At 68.4% G+C, this 19,628-nt stretch carries 17 protein-coding genes; 5 read left to right on the forward strand and 12 right to left on the reverse strand.

Going from position 1 to position 19,628, the window contains the following annotated elements; all coding sequences use genetic code 11:
• Nucleotides 1-67: 67 nt before the first annotated feature.
• Together ACTT8P_RS22880 and ACTT8P_RS22885 are read right to left on the reverse strand one after the other, a co-directional pair.
• A complete protein-coding gene (locus ACTT8P_RS22880) occupies nt 68-1,567 on the reverse strand; it encodes an MFS transporter (protein ID WP_442833569.1) in 1,500 nt (499 codons plus the stop codon).
• 235 nt (nt 1,568-1,802) lie between these two features.
• Complete coding sequence (locus ACTT8P_RS22885; protein WP_442833570.1) at nt 1,803-2,687, reverse strand: mycofactocin-coupled SDR family oxidoreductase; 885 nt, start codon at nt 2,685-2,687, stop codon at nt 1,803-1,805.
• A gap of 230 nt (nt 2,688-2,917) precedes the next feature.
• Here ACTT8P_RS22885 and ACTT8P_RS22890 point away from each other — a divergent pair, with 230 nt between their 5' ends.
• Together ACTT8P_RS22890 and ACTT8P_RS22895 are read left to right on the forward strand one after the other, a co-directional pair.
• On the forward strand, nt 2,918-3,763 hold the full coding sequence (locus ACTT8P_RS22890; protein ID WP_442833571.1) for a mycofactocin-coupled SDR family oxidoreductase: 846 nt from the start codon (nt 2,918-2,920) through the stop codon (nt 3,761-3,763).
• Between the two features lie 109 nt (nt 3,764-3,872).
• Nucleotides 3,873-4,949, forward strand: coding sequence for a zinc-dependent alcohol dehydrogenase (locus tag ACTT8P_RS22895; protein ID WP_442833572.1), 1,077 nt, complete (start codon nt 3,873-3,875; stop codon nt 4,947-4,949).
• Nucleotides 4,950-5,015: 66 nt separating this feature from the next.
• Here ACTT8P_RS22895 and ACTT8P_RS22900 read toward each other — a convergent pair whose 3' ends face one another.
• Genes ACTT8P_RS22900 through ACTT8P_RS22930 form a run of 7 tightly spaced genes read right to left on the reverse strand, consistent with a single transcriptional unit; the run spans nt 5,016 to nt 10,632 of the window.
• Nucleotides 5,016-5,816: an SDR family NAD(P)-dependent oxidoreductase gene (locus tag ACTT8P_RS22900; protein ID WP_442833573.1), complete on the reverse strand. Its 801-nt coding sequence runs from the start codon at nt 5,814-5,816 to the stop codon at nt 5,016-5,018.
• Nucleotides 5,817-5,833: 17 nt separating this feature from the next.
• Complete coding sequence (locus ACTT8P_RS22905) at nt 5,834-6,637, reverse strand: SDR family oxidoreductase (RefSeq protein ID WP_442833574.1); 804 nt, start codon at nt 6,635-6,637, stop codon at nt 5,834-5,836.
• A gap of 34 nt (nt 6,638-6,671) precedes the next feature.
• On the reverse strand, nt 6,672-7,580 hold the full coding sequence (locus tag ACTT8P_RS22910) for an isocitrate lyase/PEP mutase family protein (RefSeq protein WP_442833575.1): 909 nt from the start codon (nt 7,578-7,580) through the stop codon (nt 6,672-6,674).
• Nucleotides 7,580-7,996, reverse strand: a complete 417-nt coding sequence (locus tag ACTT8P_RS22915) for a hypothetical protein (RefSeq protein ID WP_442833576.1) — start codon at nt 7,994-7,996, stop codon at nt 7,580-7,582. The genes ACTT8P_RS22910 and ACTT8P_RS22915 overlap by 1 nt, the downstream gene beginning before the upstream one ends.
• Nucleotides 7,996-8,778, reverse strand: coding sequence for an enoyl-CoA hydratase/isomerase family protein (locus ACTT8P_RS22920; RefSeq protein ID WP_442833577.1), 783 nt, complete (start codon nt 8,776-8,778; stop codon nt 7,996-7,998). Before ACTT8P_RS22920 ends, ACTT8P_RS22915 begins: the two co-directional genes overlap by 1 nt.
• Before the next feature lie 57 nt (nt 8,779-8,835).
• Nucleotides 8,836-9,630 carry an HpcH/HpaI aldolase family protein gene (locus tag ACTT8P_RS22925; RefSeq protein ID WP_442833578.1) on the reverse strand — a complete coding sequence of 265 codons (795 nt, stop codon included), beginning with the start codon at nt 9,628-9,630 and terminating at the stop codon, nt 8,836-8,838.
• A 24-nt stretch (nt 9,631-9,654) separates the two neighbouring features.
• Nucleotides 9,655-10,632 (reverse strand): zinc-dependent alcohol dehydrogenase, encoded by a 978-nt coding sequence (locus tag ACTT8P_RS22930; protein WP_442833579.1) that lies wholly within the window; start codon nt 10,630-10,632, stop codon nt 9,655-9,657.
• Nucleotides 10,633-10,732: 100 nt separating this feature from the next.
• On the opposite strand from ACTT8P_RS22930, the gene ACTT8P_RS22935 reads away from it, so the two are divergent.
• Nucleotides 10,733-11,455 (forward strand): TetR/AcrR family transcriptional regulator, encoded by a 723-nt coding sequence (locus ACTT8P_RS22935; RefSeq protein WP_442833580.1) that lies wholly within the window; start codon nt 10,733-10,735, stop codon nt 11,453-11,455.
• 28 nt (nt 11,456-11,483) lie between these two features.
• Here ACTT8P_RS22935 and ACTT8P_RS22940 read toward each other — a convergent pair whose 3' ends face one another.
• Nucleotides 11,484-14,234, reverse strand: coding sequence for an FAD-binding and (Fe-S)-binding domain-containing protein (locus ACTT8P_RS22940; protein WP_442833581.1), 2,751 nt, complete (start codon nt 14,232-14,234; stop codon nt 11,484-11,486).
• A gap of 77 nt (nt 14,235-14,311) precedes the next feature.
• Nucleotides 14,312-15,142, reverse strand: a complete 831-nt coding sequence (locus ACTT8P_RS22945; RefSeq protein WP_442833582.1) for an SDR family NAD(P)-dependent oxidoreductase — start codon at nt 15,140-15,142, stop codon at nt 14,312-14,314.
• Between the two features lie 385 nt (nt 15,143-15,527).
• On the opposite strand from ACTT8P_RS22945, the gene ACTT8P_RS22950 reads away from it, so the two are divergent.
• Both ACTT8P_RS22950 and pntB read left to right on the forward strand, forming a co-directional pair.
• On the forward strand, nt 15,528-17,123 hold the full coding sequence (locus ACTT8P_RS22950) for a Re/Si-specific NAD(P)(+) transhydrogenase subunit alpha (RefSeq protein ID WP_442833583.1): 1,596 nt from the start codon (nt 15,528-15,530) through the stop codon (nt 17,121-17,123).
• A 4-nt stretch (nt 17,124-17,127) separates the two neighbouring features.
• Nucleotides 17,128-18,534: a Re/Si-specific NAD(P)(+) transhydrogenase subunit beta gene (gene pntB / locus ACTT8P_RS22955; RefSeq protein WP_442833584.1), complete on the forward strand. Its 1,407-nt coding sequence runs from the start codon at nt 17,128-17,130 to the stop codon at nt 18,532-18,534.
• A 230-nt stretch (nt 18,535-18,764) separates the two neighbouring features.
• Here the strand turns inward: pntB and ACTT8P_RS22960 are convergent, their stop codons facing one another.
• Nucleotides 18,765-19,025: a sugar-binding domain-containing protein gene (locus tag ACTT8P_RS22960; protein WP_442833585.1), complete on the reverse strand. Its 261-nt coding sequence runs from the start codon at nt 19,023-19,025 to the stop codon at nt 18,765-18,767.
• Nucleotides 19,026-19,628: the final 603 nt, after the last annotated feature.

Raw genomic sequence — 19,628 nt, forward strand, 5'->3', positions numbered from 1 at the left:
CACGGATCTTCAGCTGATGGCGGCGGCCCGGGCCGAAAGGCCGCGGTCCGGGCCCTCCGCCCGGAAATCAGTTGGCCACGGTGGGTGCCGGCCGCTGACCGTTCCCGGTCTCTGCCTCGACCGCCTCTTCGGCGGCCTCGGCGGCATCCACCGAGTCGTCACCGGTGAGCGGGCTCAGGAAGAGGGCGGGAACAGCGGCGCAAACACCCATGACGGCGGCGGCAAGGACCGCGACGCCGATTCCCTCCTGCGGACCGAGACCGACGATGAGCCCCCCGAACACCGCGGCTCCGATGATCGGTCCGAGGCTGAGCTGCATCGACACGGTGGCCGTCCCCAGCGTCCGCAGCTTGGGCGGGATCATGATCTGCGGGGCGGTCTGGGTGGCGCCCTGCTGACCGGCCGCGTAGGTGCCCGCGACGAGCATGGCCACGTTGACCAGCGTGATCGTGATCGTTTCGGGCCGGGCCAGGATCCAGATGCCGAATACCGCCATGACCACGACCTTGAGCACGGTGGACCAGAGGATCACGGCCTTCGCGGTACCGGTGCGGCCTATGATCCTGCCGATCGTCGGCCCCAGGAGGAGCGAGGGAATCGCGTAGATGGCCGCTGCCACACCGGACTGGAACGCCGTGCCGCCCAGGACCAGGAGCACGTAGAGCGGCATGAAGGTCTGCACCGCCAGCGCGGACGCCGAGCCCAGGAACACCTGCACGATCAGTGCGAGCGTGTTGCGGTTCCGGAAGACGACCGAGGGGAGGAACGCGGTCTCCTTCTTGGCTCGGACGACCGCGACGAGCCCGGCCAGCGAGACCGCGGCGGCCACGAAGAAGAGCGTGTTGAGCCAGGTGCCGTACTCGACCAGGCTCGTGCCCAGCGAGAGCGGCAGGACCAGGAAGGTGATCAGCGCGGTGAGCAGGACCGCGCCCGCCGTGTCAACGCTGCCGTAGCGCACCGCGCTCGGTGCCGCCTCCGCCTTGGACGGGCGGGCGCCGAGGAAGATCAGCGCCGCCGCGACGGCGAGGGCCGGGGCGACCAGCCAGCTGATGGTCCGCCAGCCGACTTCGTCGATGATCCGGCCGAAGACCAGAGGACCGATGACGAGGCCGGCCGAGGATGCCGTGCCGACGAACCCGAGCAGGAGGCCCGCCCGTTTGACCGGGAACATGTCCCGGATCAGGGGCAGTCCGACGACATAGCAGCCGGCCGTGCCGAGCGACATGAACACGCTTGCGACAAGGAAGACAGTGATGTTCGGGCTCGTGCCACGCACGACCACCTCAGCGATGAGAACGACCAGGGTTCCCCCGAGGAGCCACGGCTTCAGGTGTGGATTGCGCGCGGCGAAGTACCCGAGGAAGGGCATCGCCGTGACCCCGAGGATGCCACCGATGGCTGTTCCCAGGGCGTACAGGTCGTTGCCCCCGAGATCCGCCATCGCGGTGGGCAGCAGTGTACTTGCGTACACGATGGCATCGGAGATGACGAAGATGAACGACAGGTAGATGCCCGTCAGTGTCATCACGCGCCGGTAGAGCGGTTGAGTCAGGTACGGACTGGACATGGTGGCACTCCCGTGGGCCAGCAAGTGAATCCATTGACACGCTCTGATGCATGTGGGCCGCTATCGGCCAGTGTGTGATACGCCTTACCGTAAGCGCTACTATAAGGACAACGGTTAAGGTGTCAATGACTCTCGGAGCTGCGGTTTCCCGGCCCTTGACGCTGCGGGAACGCACGAGAGGGGACCCTCCGGGGCGACGCCCCGGAGGGTCCCACACGCGTCGGGAAGCGCCGATTCAGCCCGGGATGCCGGCACTGACCACGGACAGCATCTGCCCGGCGTCCACCCTCAGCTGCTGCCCGGTGACGTACTTCGACTCGTCCGACGCCAGGAACAGCACCGTGTTGGAGATCTCGATCGGCTCCATCCACGGGATGCCCATGGGCGAGGTCGACGCAAAGGCCGGTATGGCGTCCTCGCGGGTCGGATTCTCGAGGTCGGGCCGGAACACCTTGTACATGTGAGGGTTCTGGATCAGCGCCGTGTTCGTGTTGAACGGATGGATCACGTTGACGCGGATGCGACGGCCGGTCAGGAGCCGCGCGATGTCGTGCGCGTACCGCGCCACCGCGCGCTTGGCGCTCGTGTAGGCCATGCCACCGGGGCCGATCTTCTCCGTCGTGTTCTCCATCATCGCGGCCGTCGACGAGGTGATGACGATCGACGCGGACTCGCTGATGTACGGCATGACGGCATCGACCGTGTGCACGACCCCGAGGAAGTCGACGCCGTAGACCTCGGAGAAGGCCGCGAACTTCTCCTGCTCGAACGACAGGATGCCCGCGTTCGCCACCAGAACATCGATGCGTCCGAACTCCGTCGCAGCGGCCTCGGCTGCCTTCCGCATCTGGCCGGGCTCGCGGACATCCGCCTTGATCGGCAGGATGCGGCGGCCGAGAGCTTCGACGAGCCGGACGGTCTCGTCCATGTCCTGCTGGGTACTCATCGGGTACGCGGCGGTGGGGATGTCCTCCAGGATGTCGACGGCCACGATGTCGGCACCCTCCTCCGCCAGGCGGACCGCATGGCTTCTTCCCTGCCCCCGAGCCGCTCCGGTGATGAATACGACCTTGCCGTCAACTCTGCCAGGCATTGTGACCTCCTCGTCGAGGTGCCGCATCGGCGCTTCGTGATGCAACGTACGGGAGGCCTATCGATAATGTCCATGCCCTTGTGAACTGGCATCTACGCGGCGAAGCCTCGCGGTACAGAAAGATTTACCGTAAGGCTTGGCGCCGAGCGTCCGGGATGCGATGGTGACTCGAAGCACGCGCAGCGGCATGCTCCTCCGGTCCGGGGTGAGCCCTTTGCCGCTCGTCGGATGCCACTCACTTCAGGTCAGGAGTCGCCATGAGCACCGCGTCGCTCGAACCGCCAGTTCCCTCGGGACCCACCGCACGGCGGTTCATCGGGAAGGTCGCATTCGTCACCGGCGCCGCCCGCGGCCAGGGACGCGCCGAAGCGCTGCGTCTGGCCGCTGAAGGAGCCGACATCATCGCCCTCGATCTGTGCGAGGACATTCCGACCACCACCTATACCGGATCTACCCCGGAGGACCTCGCCGAGACGGCGACCCTGGTGGAGAAGCTCGATCGCCGCGTCGTCACGATCCAGGCCGACACCCGTGACTTCCGGCGGATGAAGGAGGGGCTGGACTCCGCCGTCGCCGAACTCGGCCGTCTGGACGTCGTGGTCGCCAACGCCGGCATGACCTCCGGGGCCCTGTCCTGGGACATCGACGAAGACCACTGGGAAACCACCATCGGCATGAACCTCACCGGCGCCTTCTACACCGCGAAGGCGGCGGTGCCGATCATGATCGAGCAGGGCACCGGCGGTTCCCTCACGTTCACCAGCTCGGTCGCGGGCCTGATGGGCCTGCCCTTCCTCGCCGACTACGTGGCCGCGAAGCACGGTGTCACCGGCTTGTCCAAGGCACTGGCGAACGAGCTGGCACCGCACTGGATCCGGAGCAACACCGTGCACCCGTTCGGCGTGCTGACCGGACTGCAGATGACTGAGGTGACCGCGCTGCTCGAAGAGCACCCCGTCTATCAGCCTCTTTACCATTCGGGACTGCACTCCATCAGCCAGCCGGAGGACATCGCCGCCGCGGTGGCGTGGATCGCCTCGGACGAGGCCCGCCACGTCACCGGCATCGCGCTGCCCGTCGACCTCGGCAGGACCTCTCGCTGACCGACCGGTCCTGCGCATCCCCCGTGGGTTCCGCCGACCGGCCCTCAGCCGTCCGCGGAACCCGCGGTCGTCTCGTCAGCACAGTCCCGCAGTAAGCGAAGGAGCCCAGATGACCACGCCCTCCGATGGTCCCCAGGTGGTCGCCGCACCGTACGCGACGGAACCCTCCATGCGATCGGTGCACGTGACTGGCGTCGGACGGAACAGCTGGACCGACCTGCCCACGCCCGATGTCGGGGAGAACGATGTCCTGCTGCGCATCCGCGCGTGCGGCATCTGCGGGTCCGACGCGTCGTACACGGATCACGGCGGAATCCCTCCGCGCGAGGGCAGGACTCCGCTCGGCCATGAGGCAGCCGGCGAAGTGGTCGAGATCGGCTCGAACGTCACCGCGGAGATCGCTGTCGGAGACCACGTCGTCATCGACGTGAAGCTCAACGACGGACTCCTCGGGGGAGGCGGCGCCCAAGGCGGCCTGACGCCCTATGTCGTCGTGCGGGACATGGTGCTCGACAAGCACATCCGCGTGATTCCGAAAGAGATTCCGTGGCCGGTCGCGGCACTGAACGAACCGATGGCGGTCGCGCTGCACGGCGTCAACCGGTCCGGGGCGAAGGCGGGCGACAAGGCCGTGGTCTTCGGTGCCGGAGCGATCGGGCTGGGCTCGGTTCTCTCGTTGCGGGAGAAGGGAGTCGAGCACATCGTCGTGGTGACCCGCGGCGGGCCCCGGATGCAGAAGGCGCTCGAGATCGGTGCCGACGCCGTCATCGACGCGACCAAGGAGGACGTGGTCACCCGCCTGACCGAGCTTCATGGCCAGGCGACCGATGCCCTCGGGTTCAGTGTCAGAGCCGGCACGGACGTCTACATCGACGCCGCCGGTACCCCGGAAGTGATCGAGACCGCCATGGCCGCGGCGAAGATGCGCGCCGTCATCACCATCGTCGGGGTGCACCACGCGCCGGTGCCGATCGACTTCGCGCGGATACTCCTTCAGGAACTCGACTTCCGTGTGTCGATGGGCTATCCCGAGGAGATCTTCCAGGTGACCGACTCGATCATCGCGAAACCGGAGAAGTACGCGCTGATCGTCAGCCACACGTTTCCCTTCGACGAGGCTCTTGAGGCACTCGAGCTGGCCAGGACGCCGGGCACCGCCATCAAGGTCGTCGTCACCCTCGACTGAACAGAACCCGGAACGCCCCGTCCGGCCTTGAGGCCGGACGGGGCGTTCGCCGTCGGAGCGCGTGTCTCAGCGGCCGGCGTCCATGCTCGATCCGCCGTCCACCATGAACGTGTGACCGGTCATGAAGCTCGACGCGTCGCTCGCGAGGAACACCGCCGCGGATGCGATCTCGTTGCCGCCGCCGAACTTGTGCAGCGGGATCTGGTTGAGCATCCAGTCCTTCGTCGCGTCGTCGGCCTTGCCCAGGAAGGTCTGCATCGACGGAGTGTCGTACGCCGCCGGACAGATGGTGTTCACCCTGATGCCGTCGGCACCCCACTCGCGCGCCGTGACGCGGGTGGTCGCGCGGATCGCCTCCTTGGTCGCGGCGTAGGCGAAGTGCTGTGCCAGTCCGCTGACACCGGCGCCGGAACCGATGTTGATCACCCGGCCCACCCGTTCCTTGAGCTGCGGGTAACACGCCCGCATGAAGTAGTACGTGCCGTAGAAGCCGCTCTCCATGTGGGCACGGATCAGGTCCTCGTCCGTGTCGTTGAACAGCGTCTGGACCACACGCAGATCCTGCGCGTTGTTGACCAGGACGTCGATGCCACCGAGCCGCTCGATCGTCTCGGCGACCGTCGCGTCGACTTGGTCGCGCTTGCCGACGTCGCAGGTGATCGCGAGGCCGGGCTTGCCGTACCCGCCCAGCTCGGCCGCGACCTTCACGGCGTTCTCCCCGTTGAGGTCGACCACCGCGACGGTCGCCCCGGCCCGCGTCATGGCGATCGCGATGTCGCGTCCCAGTCCCTGTCCCGCTCCCGTGACGAGGGCGACCATGCCCTCCAGCGCTCCGTCGAGGAACGCGAGATTGCGATTGTCCTCCATGGTGGCCCTCCTCGGCCTCAGCTGATGTCCGCGAGGGACAGACCCTCGAACACGTGAGGCCCTCGCAGCGCGGCCTCGGCCCCTCCGTCGAGGAAGATCGTCTGCCCGGCGATGTGGCTGTTCTCCTCACCGGTCAGCCACGCGAGCAGACGACCGACCACCTCGGGCTGGGCCGGGCCGTTGAGCGGCATCGGCACCGTCTTCTGCATCATCTGCCGCCCCTCCGCCGTTGCCAGGTGCGGCGCCGTCATGGGGGTGACGATCGTGCCGGGGGCCACGACGTTCAGGGCGATACCGGCGCCGGCCCACTCCTTCGTGACCGCGGTCCGGCGCACCCACTCGGATATCGCGCGCTTGCTGGAGGTATAGATGTACCCACCCGCGCCCTGCTCGACCAGGTCGGCCGCGATGCTCATCGCCTGGTCCTCGGCACCGTCGAGCAGCGCCTCGGTGAGTCCGGGGTGGTTCGGATGGATCGCCGAGATGGAGGAGACGATGGCCGCCCGGGGCGCGGAGGAGCCGAGCAGCAGCGGTCGCAGACCGACCAGGCAGTCGCGCGCGCCGTAGTAGTTCACCTGGGCCCCCACGGTCGTGGGTGCCGAGGCCCCGGCGACGGCGATCACCGCGTCGAGCGAGCCGCCCGAGAGCTCCGTGACGCGGTCGGCGATCGTGGCGCGCTGCCGCCCGTCGGCGAGGTCCAGCACGATCTCGGCGTCGTGCAGGTCGATGCCTATGACGCGATGTCCGTCGGCCTCAAGGACTTCCTTCGTGGCTCTGCCGATGCCCGAGGCACTTCCGGTCACTACGTAGGTCCTGCTCATGACAGTCCTTTCGATCGATCGGCCCGAGGGCTGATCACGGGGTTTGCTGTGCGGTTCGGCCGCCGAACTCGCGCTCGTTCGCGGCTACTCGGTCGAAACCGAGCAGCCGCATGTGGTCCGCGGGAGGGATCGGGTTCGGGTGGGCGTCGAAGTAGTCGTTCGCGCACCCGTCGACGAGCGCCTCACGCAGGGCCAGTGTCATCGCGGCGGTCGCCGCGTCGTGCGCCACCAAGGGGAGGATCACCCAGGTGAACCCGACATCCCGCAGCTGCGCGGCCGTGAACGTCCGGTCCACACCACCCACCGTCAGGACGGGCCCGTCGATCTCGCTGATGATGCGCCGGTACCACTCCAGCCTCTCCGTTGGCGGGAGCTCGGACAGCGCCCGGCCGTCGATGTCCACGCCCCGGACGAGAGGGAACGCCACGTCGGCGCCGGCTTCGAGGAACCGGTTCGACCGCTCGATGAGATCCTTCACGGACGTGGTCGAGTCGGTCCGGCCGACGATGAGGAAGTCGGGGTCGCTTCTGGCGGCGACCGCCGCCTTGACCCGGCCGACCGCCTCGTCCAGGGGCACGACTCCCACGTTGGGCCAGCCCTGCCGGGTGATCGGGTACCGGACGTCCTCGATGTGAAGACCGCCCGCGCCCCGGCGCTCCAGCTCGCGAGTCGTCCGGAGGATGTCCTCCACCCCGCCGAAGCCGGTGTCGACGTCGGCGAGCAGGGGAATGTCGACCGCGCTGGTGATGCGCCCGACCTGTTCCACGAGCTCGGGCATGGTGTAGACGAGGCCCGCGTACGCGAACTGGCTGGTGTGGTAGGCGCCGCCGCTGAAGTGGAGGGAGGAGAAGCCGACGTGCTCGGCGAGCTTCGCGGACCAGGCATCGAAGCACCCGGCTGAGAGGAGCCAGCCGTCCTCGAGCTGTGCTCTCAGTGTGGTCATCACTCGGGGAGCCCGAACAGCAGGTTCGACGTGGTGCAACCGTCCGGCCCGATCCGCCAGCCGTGATCGACCCCATGGATGAGGACGCAGTCCCCTGCGAGCAGTTCGTGCTCGCCGTCGTCGAGGACGATCCACATCGAACCGTCGATGATCGTGATCGAGTCGATCGTGTTCGTGTGGTGGAGTTCGCGCTTCTGGTTCGCGGGGAACCGCACACGGTTCCAGACGGCGGTGCCGACCGGAATGCCGTAGTTTCGGTACTCGCTCGTACCGGACGGACGGACGGAGGGCGACCCGACCTCGAAGGTGACGACCGGCTTCGCGGTCACGTCGGCCGCTTCCGGCGGATGCTCCCACTCGACCCGCTCGACGATGCCCGAGCGCCCGTCCTTGACACCTGCCACCAGCAGCTTCATCAGTTGCTCCCGGCTTGGCTCTGGCCCATCATGGCGATGGTGGCCATGTGCTCGTAGGCGAGGCCCGCGTGCAGGTCCTCCGCCATGGCACGACGCCAGGGCTGGTTCAGGATGGCGCGCGTGTTCTGCAGCGACCACAGCGGCAACTGCGCCCACTGCCGTGCCAGCTCGAGTGCTCGCGGCATCAGCCGGTCGCTGGGCAGTACCTCGGCAGCCACGCCCAAGGCGAGCGCCTCCTCCGCCTTGATGCTGCGCCCGGTCAGCAGGAAGTGGCGCGCGCGGTTGAGACCGATGAGGTGGCTCCACACGATCTGCATGCCGTCAGCAGGAGGAATCCCCTGCACGAAGTGGCTGGAGTCGGAGAACTCGGTGGTGTCCGTGATGAGCACGACATCAGCCAGCAGAGGCAGCTCCGAGTGAGAGACCGCCGGGCCGTTGACCGCGGCGATCACGGGGATCTCCAGACCCACGAAGTTGCGCAGCATCCGGGAGCCGTCACGGAACAGGCGGTTCACGAAGTTCGGGCCGTCGATCGCGGCCTGCCGGGTGAAGTCGTCACCGTCGACGCCCGAACAGAACGCGTCACCGGTGGCGGTCAGGATGACCACTCGGTTCTCGAGGTCGTTGTTGATGTGCTCGAACAACTCACCCAGGTCGTGGTGGGTCCGCTCGTCCCAGAGGAAGGGACCACCGTCCTTGTGGAGCCGGAGGGTCAGTACACCGCCTTCTCGTTCGATGCGGACGGTGGGGTACAGATCGACGTAGTCCTTGAGAGAAGTCACAAGTTCTCCTTTGAATCCTGTTCTTCGCACATACTGGGCCGGGAACCCAGGGGGATGCTAGGTGTTCTTGGCCTGGCCCAGCCCGCGCTTGTCGAGCTCGGCCTGAAGAGCCTCGCGCTTCCCGCGCAGGTAGCCGAGCAGGCCCGAGTCGGATGCGGCGTTCACCATCCTGGTCCCGGCGGCCACGGCGTCCGCGTCGTACGTGGCGCCTCCGTACCCTCCCGACCAGGCGATCCTGCCGGCGTCGACGATCTTCCGGGTCGCCGTGCTCACCAGGTCCCAGACCTCGGGCGCGCCCATCTCGGCCCCCATCTTGACGGCCAGGTCACCGGGGCCCGGCATGAGGGCGTCGATCCCGGGCACCTTGAGGATCTCGTCCAGATTCTCGTGACCCAGCGGCGTCTCGATGAGTCCCACGACGAAGACCTCGCTGTGGTGGTTCTTGAACGAGTTCTGGTCCTGCGAGTAACCGGTCCAGGGGCCGAAGGGGTTCCACCCCCGATCACCAACCGGGCCGAAGCGGGCCGAGTGGACGAGGAGTTCCGCGTCCTCGACGGTCTCCAGGGTGGGCATCATGACACCCTGCGCACCGATGTCCAGGGCCTGCTCGATGTCCCCTTGCGTCTTGTCCTTCGCGCGGACGATGGCGGGAACGCCGTACCGGTTCGCCGTGGTGACGCAGTGCTGGAGGGACTCGATGCTGCGGTTACCGTGCTCGGCGTCGATGAAGATGAAGTCGAAGCCGGCGGCCGCGATCACACCGGTGTAGTCGTAGTGGGGAAGGTAGTGCCCGGCGCCGAGAAGGACTTCCTTCCGGGCCAGCAGTTCCCGAATGGTCGGAACAGCCGCCATGTTCACTCCCTGAGTTGAGAAGAATCAAAGACTGGTGAGCGTCACCTTCATCTGACCGGTCCGTGGGCGCACCGCCGCCTCGAAGGCGGACTGAGCCTCCCGGAACGGATACGGCGAAGTCACATAGGCATCGGCCAGCTCCGGGAACTTGGCCAGATACGCCTCGGCGTCCGCGAGGACACGGCGACGGGCCCCGAGGGCCGTCACGCCGGTGCACAGCGTCATGTTCTTGCGTAGCAGCGCCGTCATGGAGACCGGGTAGACCTCGTCGTTGGGGATGCCGAAGTAGAAGATCTTGCCCTCGTAGGCGGCCGCGCTGATGGCCGCCGTCAAGGTCTCGACCTGATGTCCGATGGCCTCGACGATCAGATTCGGGCGGTCGGCGTCGGTGATGCCGTTGGCCCAGGCGGACACATCGGCGTGCACGAACTCGTCGAGGCCGAAGCTGTGTCGGACGTCCGCCCGGTCGACCCGGTCGACACCGATGACCCGCGAGGCCCCCTTGGCCTTGAGCACGTGCGCGAACAACGCGCCGATCGGGCCCACCCCCAGCACCGCGACGGACTTTCCCTCCACGTCTCCTATCTGCTCGACGGCGTAGAGCACGCACGCCAGCGGTTGCAGGAGGATCGCCACGCCCGGATCGAGCTCGGGCGAGAAGGCGTGCAGACTGGTGCCCGCCGACAGGACGTACTCGGCCAGGCCGTCCATGCCGGTGGCCCATCCGACGACGAGTGCGCCCACGGCGAGGTCGTCGTCGCGGCTCGCGACGACCTCGCCGGCGATCTCGTGCAGCGGGAAGCCGTGCGCACCGGCGGGCACCATCGGCGAAGGGTGCCCGGCGAAGAACGGGAGATCGCTCCCGCAGATGCCCCCGGCCAGCGTGCGCACGAGCACCTCACCGTGACCGAGCGCCTCCGGCTGGGGTGCCGGAGCCTCTCCCCACGTCAGGCGATAGGGACCGGCCGAGCTCACAGCCCACATCGACGACGGAAACTCCATCAGCACTCCTCATCACAGGAAGCCATACCGTTGCCTTTACGGTATAGAGATGCGGTGAGGTTGTCGAGAGGCTCACCCGGAGTATGGAATGCTGTACGACATGGCTTCCACTGCTCGCACCCGACGCCCGCGCGGCTCGATCGACGCCGACATGATCGTGCGCGGCGCATTCGAGCTGGCGCGGCGCGACGGCCTCGATTCGCTCTCCATGCCGAACCTCGCCGCGCATCTGGGCACCGGCGTGACCAGCATCTACTGGTACTTCAAGAGCAAGGACGAGCTCCTCCAGCGCATGTACGCGATCGTGTCGGCGGAGAACGTGCGCAGCAGCCTCGACCCCACCGACTACGAGCCGGCCCAGTGGCGCGAGTTCCTGCGCGTCCAGTCCGTCCGGTCGCGCGAGCGGTTCCGCACCGACGACCTGATGGCCGACCTGATCTTCACCCGCCGCCAGGCCTACGACCCGGAGACCTACCAGCAGCTCCTCGGGCATCTCGAGGACACGCTGCGGCTCCTGATGGACGCCGGGTTCACACTGCAGGACTCGTGGCACCTGTTCTGGGATCTCGCGCTGTACACCCGTGGCTTCGTGGTCACGGAGCGGATCAATCGTCAGGGGATGCCTTCGCCCGAGGGCCGCACCCTGCTCGCCTCCGTCACCACCGAGTCGATGCCTCTGATCGCGGAGCTCGTCGACCACGAGCGCGTCGTCCTGGACGGCACCAGCGACGCGAGCTACGAGTTCGGGCTGGATCTCATGCTCGACGCGGCAGAGGCCCGGCTGCGCAAGCAGGGCGGGCAGGGGACCCCCACCTCCGACTGACCTGTCGGCGCCGTGGCGCCGACAGGGTTCACCGCCGGCCGGTTCGTCCCAGCAGGAGTTCGGCCAGGTGGACGGACGGACGTCCCCGCAGATCTGCCACCTGGGTGCGGCAGGAGAAACCGTCGGCCAGTACGACGGCCTCGGACGCGGCGTCCAGGGCCGGTAGCAGGTTGGCACCGGCCACCTTCACCGACACCTCGTAGTGGCCCCGCTCCACCCCGAAATTGCCGGCCAGGCCGCAGCAGCCGGCCAGCGTGGTCACCGACGCACCGGTGCGGGCCAACAACGCCCGGTCCGCCGCCCATCCGAGTACGGCATGGTGATGGCAGTGCGGCTGTGCGATCACGACCGTGCCGGTCAGATCCGGCGGCGACCAGTCCTCGGCCCCGGCCAGCAGCTCGGCGAGCGTCTTCGTGTTCGCCGCGACCAACCGCGCGTTCTCGTCGCCGATCAGCTCCACGGCGTCGCCGCGCAACACGGCGGTGCACGACGGCTCGATCCCGACCACCGGGATCCCCGAGCGCACGGCCTCCGCCAGCTCCTTCACCGTGCGGCCCAGGATGGTCCGCGCGGCGTCGAGCTGCCCGGTGGTGATCCAGGTCAGACCGCAGCAGAGGTGGTTGGCGGTCAGCCGGGGCTCGAACCCGGCGCTGCGCAGCACGGCCATGGTCGCCTCGGCCACCTCGGGTGAGAAGGCGTCCGAGAAGGAGTCCACGAACAGCATCACCGGCTGTCCCTGCGTCCGGCCCTCTTGTGCGTGACGGGCGAACCATCGCCGGAACGGCGTCGTGGCGAACTCGGGCACGGATCGCCGGGCGTCCACGCCCGCGGCCCAGCGCGCCAGCCGGCCGATGCCCGGCAAGGACATACCCGAGTTGGCCAGCCGCGCCGCGCGCAGCCGTCCGACCAGACGGGCCCACCGCGGCAGTCGGCCCAGCGCGTAGTGCGAGCGCGGGCGGCGGCGTCCCCGGTACTTCTGGTGCAGCGCCTCGGACTTGTAGGTGGCCATGTCGATGCCGGTCGGGCAGTCCGATCCACAGCCTTTGCAGCTGAGACAGAGGTCGAGCGAGTCGGCCACCTCCGGCGCCCGCCAGTCCAGGGTGCCGCGGACCACGTCCTGGAGCACCCGCGCGCGCCCACGCGTGGAGTCCTTCTCCTCCCTCGTGGCCAGGTAGGACGGGCACATCACGCCGCCTGCGGCGGCATTGTCGGCCCGGCACTTGCCCACCCCGGTGCAGCGGTGGACCGCGGCGCTCAGGTCTCCTTCATCGTGCGGGTAGAGGAAGGCCAGGTGCTTGCGGTACGGCGCGACGCCGGACATCCGGACGTTCGCGTCGAAGGGTTCCGGATCCACCAGCACACCGGGGTTGAGCAGGTTCTCCGGGTCGAAGGCGTGTTTGACCTCTCCGAAGAGTTTCATGGCACCGGCGGAGTACATCCTGGGCAGCAGTTCGCCGCGGGCACGGCCGTCGCCGTGCTCGCCGGACAGCGAGCCGCCGAAGCCGGCCACGAGATCCGCGGCCGAGGTGAGGAACTCGCGCAGGACCTCCAGCCCGTCCGAGCGGTCCAACGGGTAGTCGAGACGGACGTGCATGCAGCCGTCACCGAAGTGGCCGTAGGGAGCCGATGTCATACCGTGGGACGCGACGAGCTCGTCGAACGCGGCCAGGTACTCCCCCAGCCGGGCGGGCGGCACCGCTGCGTCCTCCCAGCCGGGCCAGGCCGGACGCCCCGAAGGCGCTCGGCCGGCGAGGCCCGCGCCATCCTCGCGGATGCGCCAGAGCCTTTGCTGGGCACGGACGTCAACGACCAGCTCGGATTCGGTCCCGAGTCCGGCGTCGGCCAATGCCTTGGCCCGGTCCATCACTTCGGCGTGGTCGTCGCCGGCGATCTCGACCAGCAGCCATGCTCCCCCGCGAGGCATCGGCGGGACGGCCGCGGAACCCCGGCGGGCGCGCAGGACGTCCACCAGGCGGTGGTCCATGCCTTCGCAGGCGGTGGGGCGGTAGGTGACGACGGTGGGTGCGGCGGCACCGGCCGCGACGATGTCCGTGAAGCCGATGGCCACGACGACCCGGTGGTCGGGATCCTTGACCAGCCGGACGGTGGCCTCGGTGAGCACGCCGAGAGTGCCCTCGGAACCGACCAGCGCCCGGGTGAGGTCGAAGCGCTCGGGCAGCAGGTGCTGAACGGCGTAGCCGGACACCTGGCGGCCGAAGGTGCCGAACTCGGTGCGTGCGACGGCGAGGTGACGGCCGACGGCATTGTGCAGGTTCTCGAGCAGCCGGGCCGGGCCGTCGGCAGTGGCGCGTCCGGTGTCGTCATAGCCGGTCCGCAGGGTCTGCCCCGAAGCCAGCACATGCGTCATGGAGACGACGTTGTCCGAGGTCCGGCCGTAGCCGAGAGCCCGGTTGCCACACGCGTTGTTCCCGATCATCCCGCCGACCGTGCAGCGCGAGTGACTGGAGGGGTCCGGTCCGAAGCGCAGGCCGTGCGGAAGCACGGCCTGCTGCAGCACGGCGTGGACGGCCCCGGGTTCGACGCGCGCGGTCCGGGAGGCTGTGTCGACGTCCAGCACCCGGTTCAGATACCGGCTGAAGTCGGCGACGATCCCGCGCCCGATCGCGTTGCCCGCGATGGACGTACCCCCGCCACGTGCGGTCACCGGCGTCCCGGTGGCCCTCGCGACGGCAAGGACCGCGGCGACCTCGTCGACGTGCCGAGGACGCACGACGACCAGGGGCGGAATGCGGTAGAGCGAGGCATCGGTGGCGAACATCGCCCGGGTGCCTTCGTCATCATGTGTTTCGAGGCCCGCCCGGCGGAGCGCCGTGACGACGGGCCCGGCCGCGCGCCTCACCTGGCCGCGTCGCTCGTGGGGAGGTCGTCCAGGACGCCCTGCACCCTGGCCCGGATGTCCCGGTCGTAGGTCCCCCCGCGGTGCACGATGACGTGAGCCAGATCCGCCTCGATGCCGGCGAGTGTGGCGGCGGTGACATCCTCCATCGTGGTGTCCTCCTGCGGGAGCCGGCTCGGATCGACGTCCTCCAACGGAGCGAGCTCGATGCCGGCGGGGCTCAGCTGCCGCGAGCTGACTCCGATGTCGCTGGGCACGTATCCCGGGCACAGTACTGAGGCGCCGACCCCGGTCCGGTGCATGGCCAGTTCCAGACGCAAGGTCTCCGTGTAGCCGACCACCCCGAACTTGGCGGCGCCGTAGGGCGAGATCCCGGGCAGCGGGATGAGGCCGGCCATCGAGGCGGTGTTGACGACGTGTCCTCGGCCTGCCTCGATCATCCTCGGCACGAACGCGCGGACGCCGTGGATGACCCCCATCAACGCAACGTCGAGCAACCAGCGGTAATTCGACGGGTCCAGCTCCCAACTCGGGGCCATCGGACCCATGACGCCCGCGTTGTTGCACACCACGTCGACCCGGCCGAACCGTTCCGAGGTGGCCTGTGCCAGTGCCTCGACCGCGGAGAAGTCCCGCACGTCCGTCGCGACTGCGAGTGTCTGTGTTCCGTACGTGGCCGCCACCGTCTCCGCCGCCGCGGTCACCTTCTCACCGCGCAGGTCCGAGAGGACCACGTTCATTCCCCGGGCGGCGAACGCCTCCGCCAGCCCGAGCCCGATACCGCTGGCGGCGCCGGTGACGACCGCGACCTGTCCCTTTCCCAGATCCATGTCTACTCCCTTGCGTGGATGTCGAGCTACCTTGCGTGGACAGTCGTCCGAAGCCGAACCGGCCGGGGAGGGGGCGCCGACGAGGTGTGAGCCGTCACCGTGCTGTCCGGCACCCACACCCACTGCCGTCCCCGTGCCTGCGATCCGCGAGGTGACGGGGTGCGCCTCTGTATCGCTTCGCGGGTGGCGACCGGAGCACCCTTGCAAACGTCACCTCGCCCATCCCTCCGACTCTCGCGTCATCAGCACGGCCGGGCCTGGAAGAATCACTACGGTATACCTTACCGTAAGCGTCACTGCTCACGCTACCGTTCAGCGTCCGCACGAGGGCCTCCTGCGCGGGACGCCCCTGTTCGATGACCCACCCGAATTCTGAGGAGAGTGCATGACCGAGCCAGTCCTGAGTTCCGGGCCTGCGATGCGGATCGGCGTCGTCGCGGAATCGACGAAGGCGGAGACCCGCGTCGCGCTGACCCCTGAGCTGGTGTCCAAAGTGATCGCCCTCGGCTACACAGTCAGCGTGCAGAGCGGAGCGGGAGTACCCGCCGGGTTCCAGGACGCCGACTACCTCCAGGCCGGGGCGGACATCGTCCACGGCCCCGTCTGGGACGCCGACGTCGTGCTCACGATCAATGCTCCGCAACCGGCCGAGATCGCCGGACTGCGGCCGGATTCCACCCTGATAGCCATGCTGGCGCCGGGTTCGGAGCCCGAGCGGGTCCGGGAGCTGGCCGGACGGGGTGTCACAGCGCTGTCGATGGACGCCGTGCCGCGGATCTCACGCGCGCAGTCGATGGACGTGCTCAGCTCGATGGCCAACATCGCCGGGTACCGGGCAGTGATCGAGGCGGCCCATGCGTTCGGCCGGTTCTTCACCGGCCAGGTCACCGCCGCGGGCAAGGTGCCACCCGCCAAGGTACTGGTCGCGGGCGCCGGTGTGGCCGGACTCGCGGCGATCGCCGCAGCCAACAGCCTGGGAGCAGTCGTGCGGGCCACCGATCCGCGGGCCGAGGTCGCGGATCAGGTGCGTTCCCTCGGTGGGGAGTACCTGGCGGTGGAGGTGGTACAGGAAGCGTCCACGGACGGCTATGCCAAGGCCACGTCCGATGCCTACGACCGGCGGGCCGCGGAGATCTACGACGAGCAAGCCCGCGACGTGGACATCATCATCACCACCGCTCTGATCCCCGGAAGGCCGGCGCCGAGACTGATCACGGCGGAGCAAGTGGCGTCGATGCGGCCAGGCAGTGTCATCGTCGACATGGCGACCTCGCAGGGTGGCAATGTGGCCGGTTCGGTCGCGGGCGAGGTCGTCACGACCGACCACGGTGTCACGATCATCGGGTACACGGACCTTCCCGCTCGGCTGCCGGCGCAGGCGTCGCAGCTCTACGGCACCAATGTGCTCAACCTCCTCAAGCTGTTGACCCCGCGGAAGGACGGATGCCTGACGCTGGACCTTGAGGACGTCGTACAGCGCGGACTGACCGTGGTGCACCACGGCGAGACGCTGTGGCCCCCTCCTCCGGTTTCGGTGAGCGCGACGCCTGCGTCCCGGCCGGCCTCGGCAGAGGTGACGGCCGGGGAGGCGGCGCGGGAACGCTCGCCCCTCGCCCGCGTCGCGGCGGCGACCCTGGCCGGCTCGGCACTGTTTCTCGGTGCGGGGCTCGCGCCCTCCGAACTGGCCGGGCACCTCACAGTATTCGTGCTGGCGATCGTCATCGGCTTCTACGTGATCGGAAACGTGCACCACGCGCTCCATACCCCGCTCATGTCGGTCACCAACGCCATTTCCGGGATCATCGTCGTAGGAGCCATCCTGCAGATCGGCGGCAGCAGTGGCGAAGACGGCGGAGAGGCCACGCTGATGACCGGCCTCGCCTCGCTGGCGCTGCTGCTGGCCGCCGTCAACATCGTCGGCGGCTTTGCCGTGACCCGCCGCATGCTGTCGATGTTCTCCCGCAGCCCTGGACGGAGCTGACGTCATGAATACCTGGACTACGGCGGCCTACCTCGTCGCCGCTCTGCTTTTCGTGGCCAGCCTGGCGGGCCTGTCCAAGCACGAGACCGCCCGCGCGGGAGTCTCCTTCGGGATCACCGGCATGGTGATCGCGCTGCTGGCCACCGCGGTGGCCGCGTTCGACTCGGCATCCGTGGTGGGCGTGACCCTGCTGCTGGTCGCCCTCGCCATCGGAACCGCGATCGGACTGTGGCGGGCCCGTGTCGTGGAGATGACCGGGATGCCCGAACTGATCGCCCTGATGCACAGCTTCGTCGGTCTCGCCGCCGTACTGGTGGGCTGGAACGGCTTCCTGGAAGCCGACTCCGGTCACTCCGACCTGACCGGGTCGCTGCTGGCGATCCACCACAGCGAGGTCGCGATCGGGGTGTTCATCGGGTGCGTGACCTTCACCGGCTCCATTCTCGCCTACCTCAAGCTCTCCGCCCGGATCCCCTCCGTACCCCTGACACTGCCAGGCAAGACCATCCTGAACCTGGGAGCACTGGCGGCCTTCGCTGCGCTCACCGTACGTTTCGTCATCTCTCCGGGAGCGTGGGTCCTGACGGCGGTCACTGTCCTGGCGTTGCTGCTGGGAACCCACCTGGTCGCCTCGATCGGTGGAGGCGACATGCCGGTTGTGGTGTCCATGCTCAACTCCTACTCCGGCTGGGCCGCAGCCGCCTCGGGCTTCCTGCTCTCGAACAACCTTCTGATCATCACGGGCGCACTGGTGGGTTCTTCCGGTGCGTACCTGTCGTACGTGATGTGCAAGGCAATGAACCGTTCGTTCATCTCCGTCATCGCGGGTGGCTTCGGCGCGACGTCCTCCTCCGCCGCGACGGTGGAGGGCGTGCACCGCGAAATCCATGCCCAAGAAGTGGCCGAGATGCTGTCGGACGCCCGGTCAGTGGTGATCGCCCCGGGTTACGGAATGGCTGTGGCGCAGGCCCAGTACCCCGTGGCCGATCTGACCAGACGGCTGAGGGAGCAAGGTGTCGAGGTGCGTTTCGGTGTGCACCCGGTCGCCGGCCGTCTGCCAGGGCACATGAACGTGCTCCTCGCCGAGGCGCAGGTGCCTTACGACATCGTGCTGGAGATGGACGAGATCAACGATGACTTCGCGGGGACGGATGTCGTCCTGGTCATCGGAGCCAACGACACGGTCAACCCGGCCGCGTCCGAGGACCCCGGCAGTCCGCTGGCGGGCATGCCCGTCCTTCGGGTCTGGGAGGCGCGGAACGTGGTGGTGTTCAAGCGCTCCATGGCTACCGGTTACGCCGGGGTGCAGAACCCGCTGTTCTTCCGGGAGAACAGTCAGATGTTGTTCGGAGACGCGAAAGACGGCGTCCAGTCCATCCTGGCCGCGATGCCCGCCCGTGTGGGTACCTGACGGGTCACCATTCGCCTGGCAGCACCAGTAGTCTTCCCGGCGTCGACTCCAAGTCGAGTATCAGGGCCTGTCGGACGACGGCGCAACAGTCGCCCGCCAGGCCTCGGTACCGCCCGCCCGCACACCAGCCTGCCCGGCTTGTCTCTCAGACGCCGAGCAGGTCCCGCGCCTTCTCGACATCGGTGATCAGAATGTTGATCCATCCGCCCCGCACGCCCCGCGGACGGCACTCACCTTCTCCTTGCCCCCCGCCACACCGATCCGACGCTCACCACACGCAGATCGTCCGGATCGATGCTGGTGAGACGGTCGTTGAAGGGTGCGTCCAGGGCACCGCCCTCGGCGTCGAAGCAGCGGGCGCAGACGTCACCCACCGCGCCCAACGCCCTGAGTCGCCGTTGCTCCTCGCCCCTTCCCGGGTGTCTCGGTGTCGACCCCACCTCCTCCGTTCCCCGTGATACCGTCCGCTGCCGCCGTGAGGTCGCCGCCATGCTCCCCCGGACCGACACCAGGCGCCTTCCTGGACGACCAGGACCGGCCCGAGGAGTTGGGCGCCGCTCATGAGGTGGAGGTTGACAACACAGCACCTTCCTGGCAGCGCAGACCACCGCCGTCGGGTTCCCTCGCCCGATTGCCCGCCCGGGACCAGTTCCGCGGCGTCGACGGGACGCCGCTCCACCATCAACGGCCGTTCCGGACAGCGCTGTTGTACGCGCACGCCACCGCCGGGCACGTACGGGCAACTACGCCAGCGAGATGCTCGTCGTGGCGTGTCCTGTCCGCTGAACCGCGAGGCGTTCCCCTGACAGGCGGCCGGTACCGGTCCCATGGCCAGGAATACCTCGGGGGAAACGGTGCAGTTCCTGACGCCCTCACCGCCCTTCGCGGCCGGTTGACCGGAGCCCGACCGCCCACGGCCGGCAGGTCGGCTCTCACCCGGCAATGACCGACACGGCGGAGGACCTCGGCGCGCCCTGGACACCGCCTCCCGCACCACACCGCCGCACGCCGCCCGCAGGGTCGCGTCCCGCGAAGTGGTGTAAGCGATCACGCGCCTTGCTGCCCGCTGTCCGGCTCGCGACGATCTTTCCGCC

The sequence above is a fragment of the Streptomyces sp. JW3 genome (genome assembly GCF_052216785.1).
GTDB lineage: Bacteria > Actinomycetota > Actinomycetes > Streptomycetales > Streptomycetaceae > Streptomyces.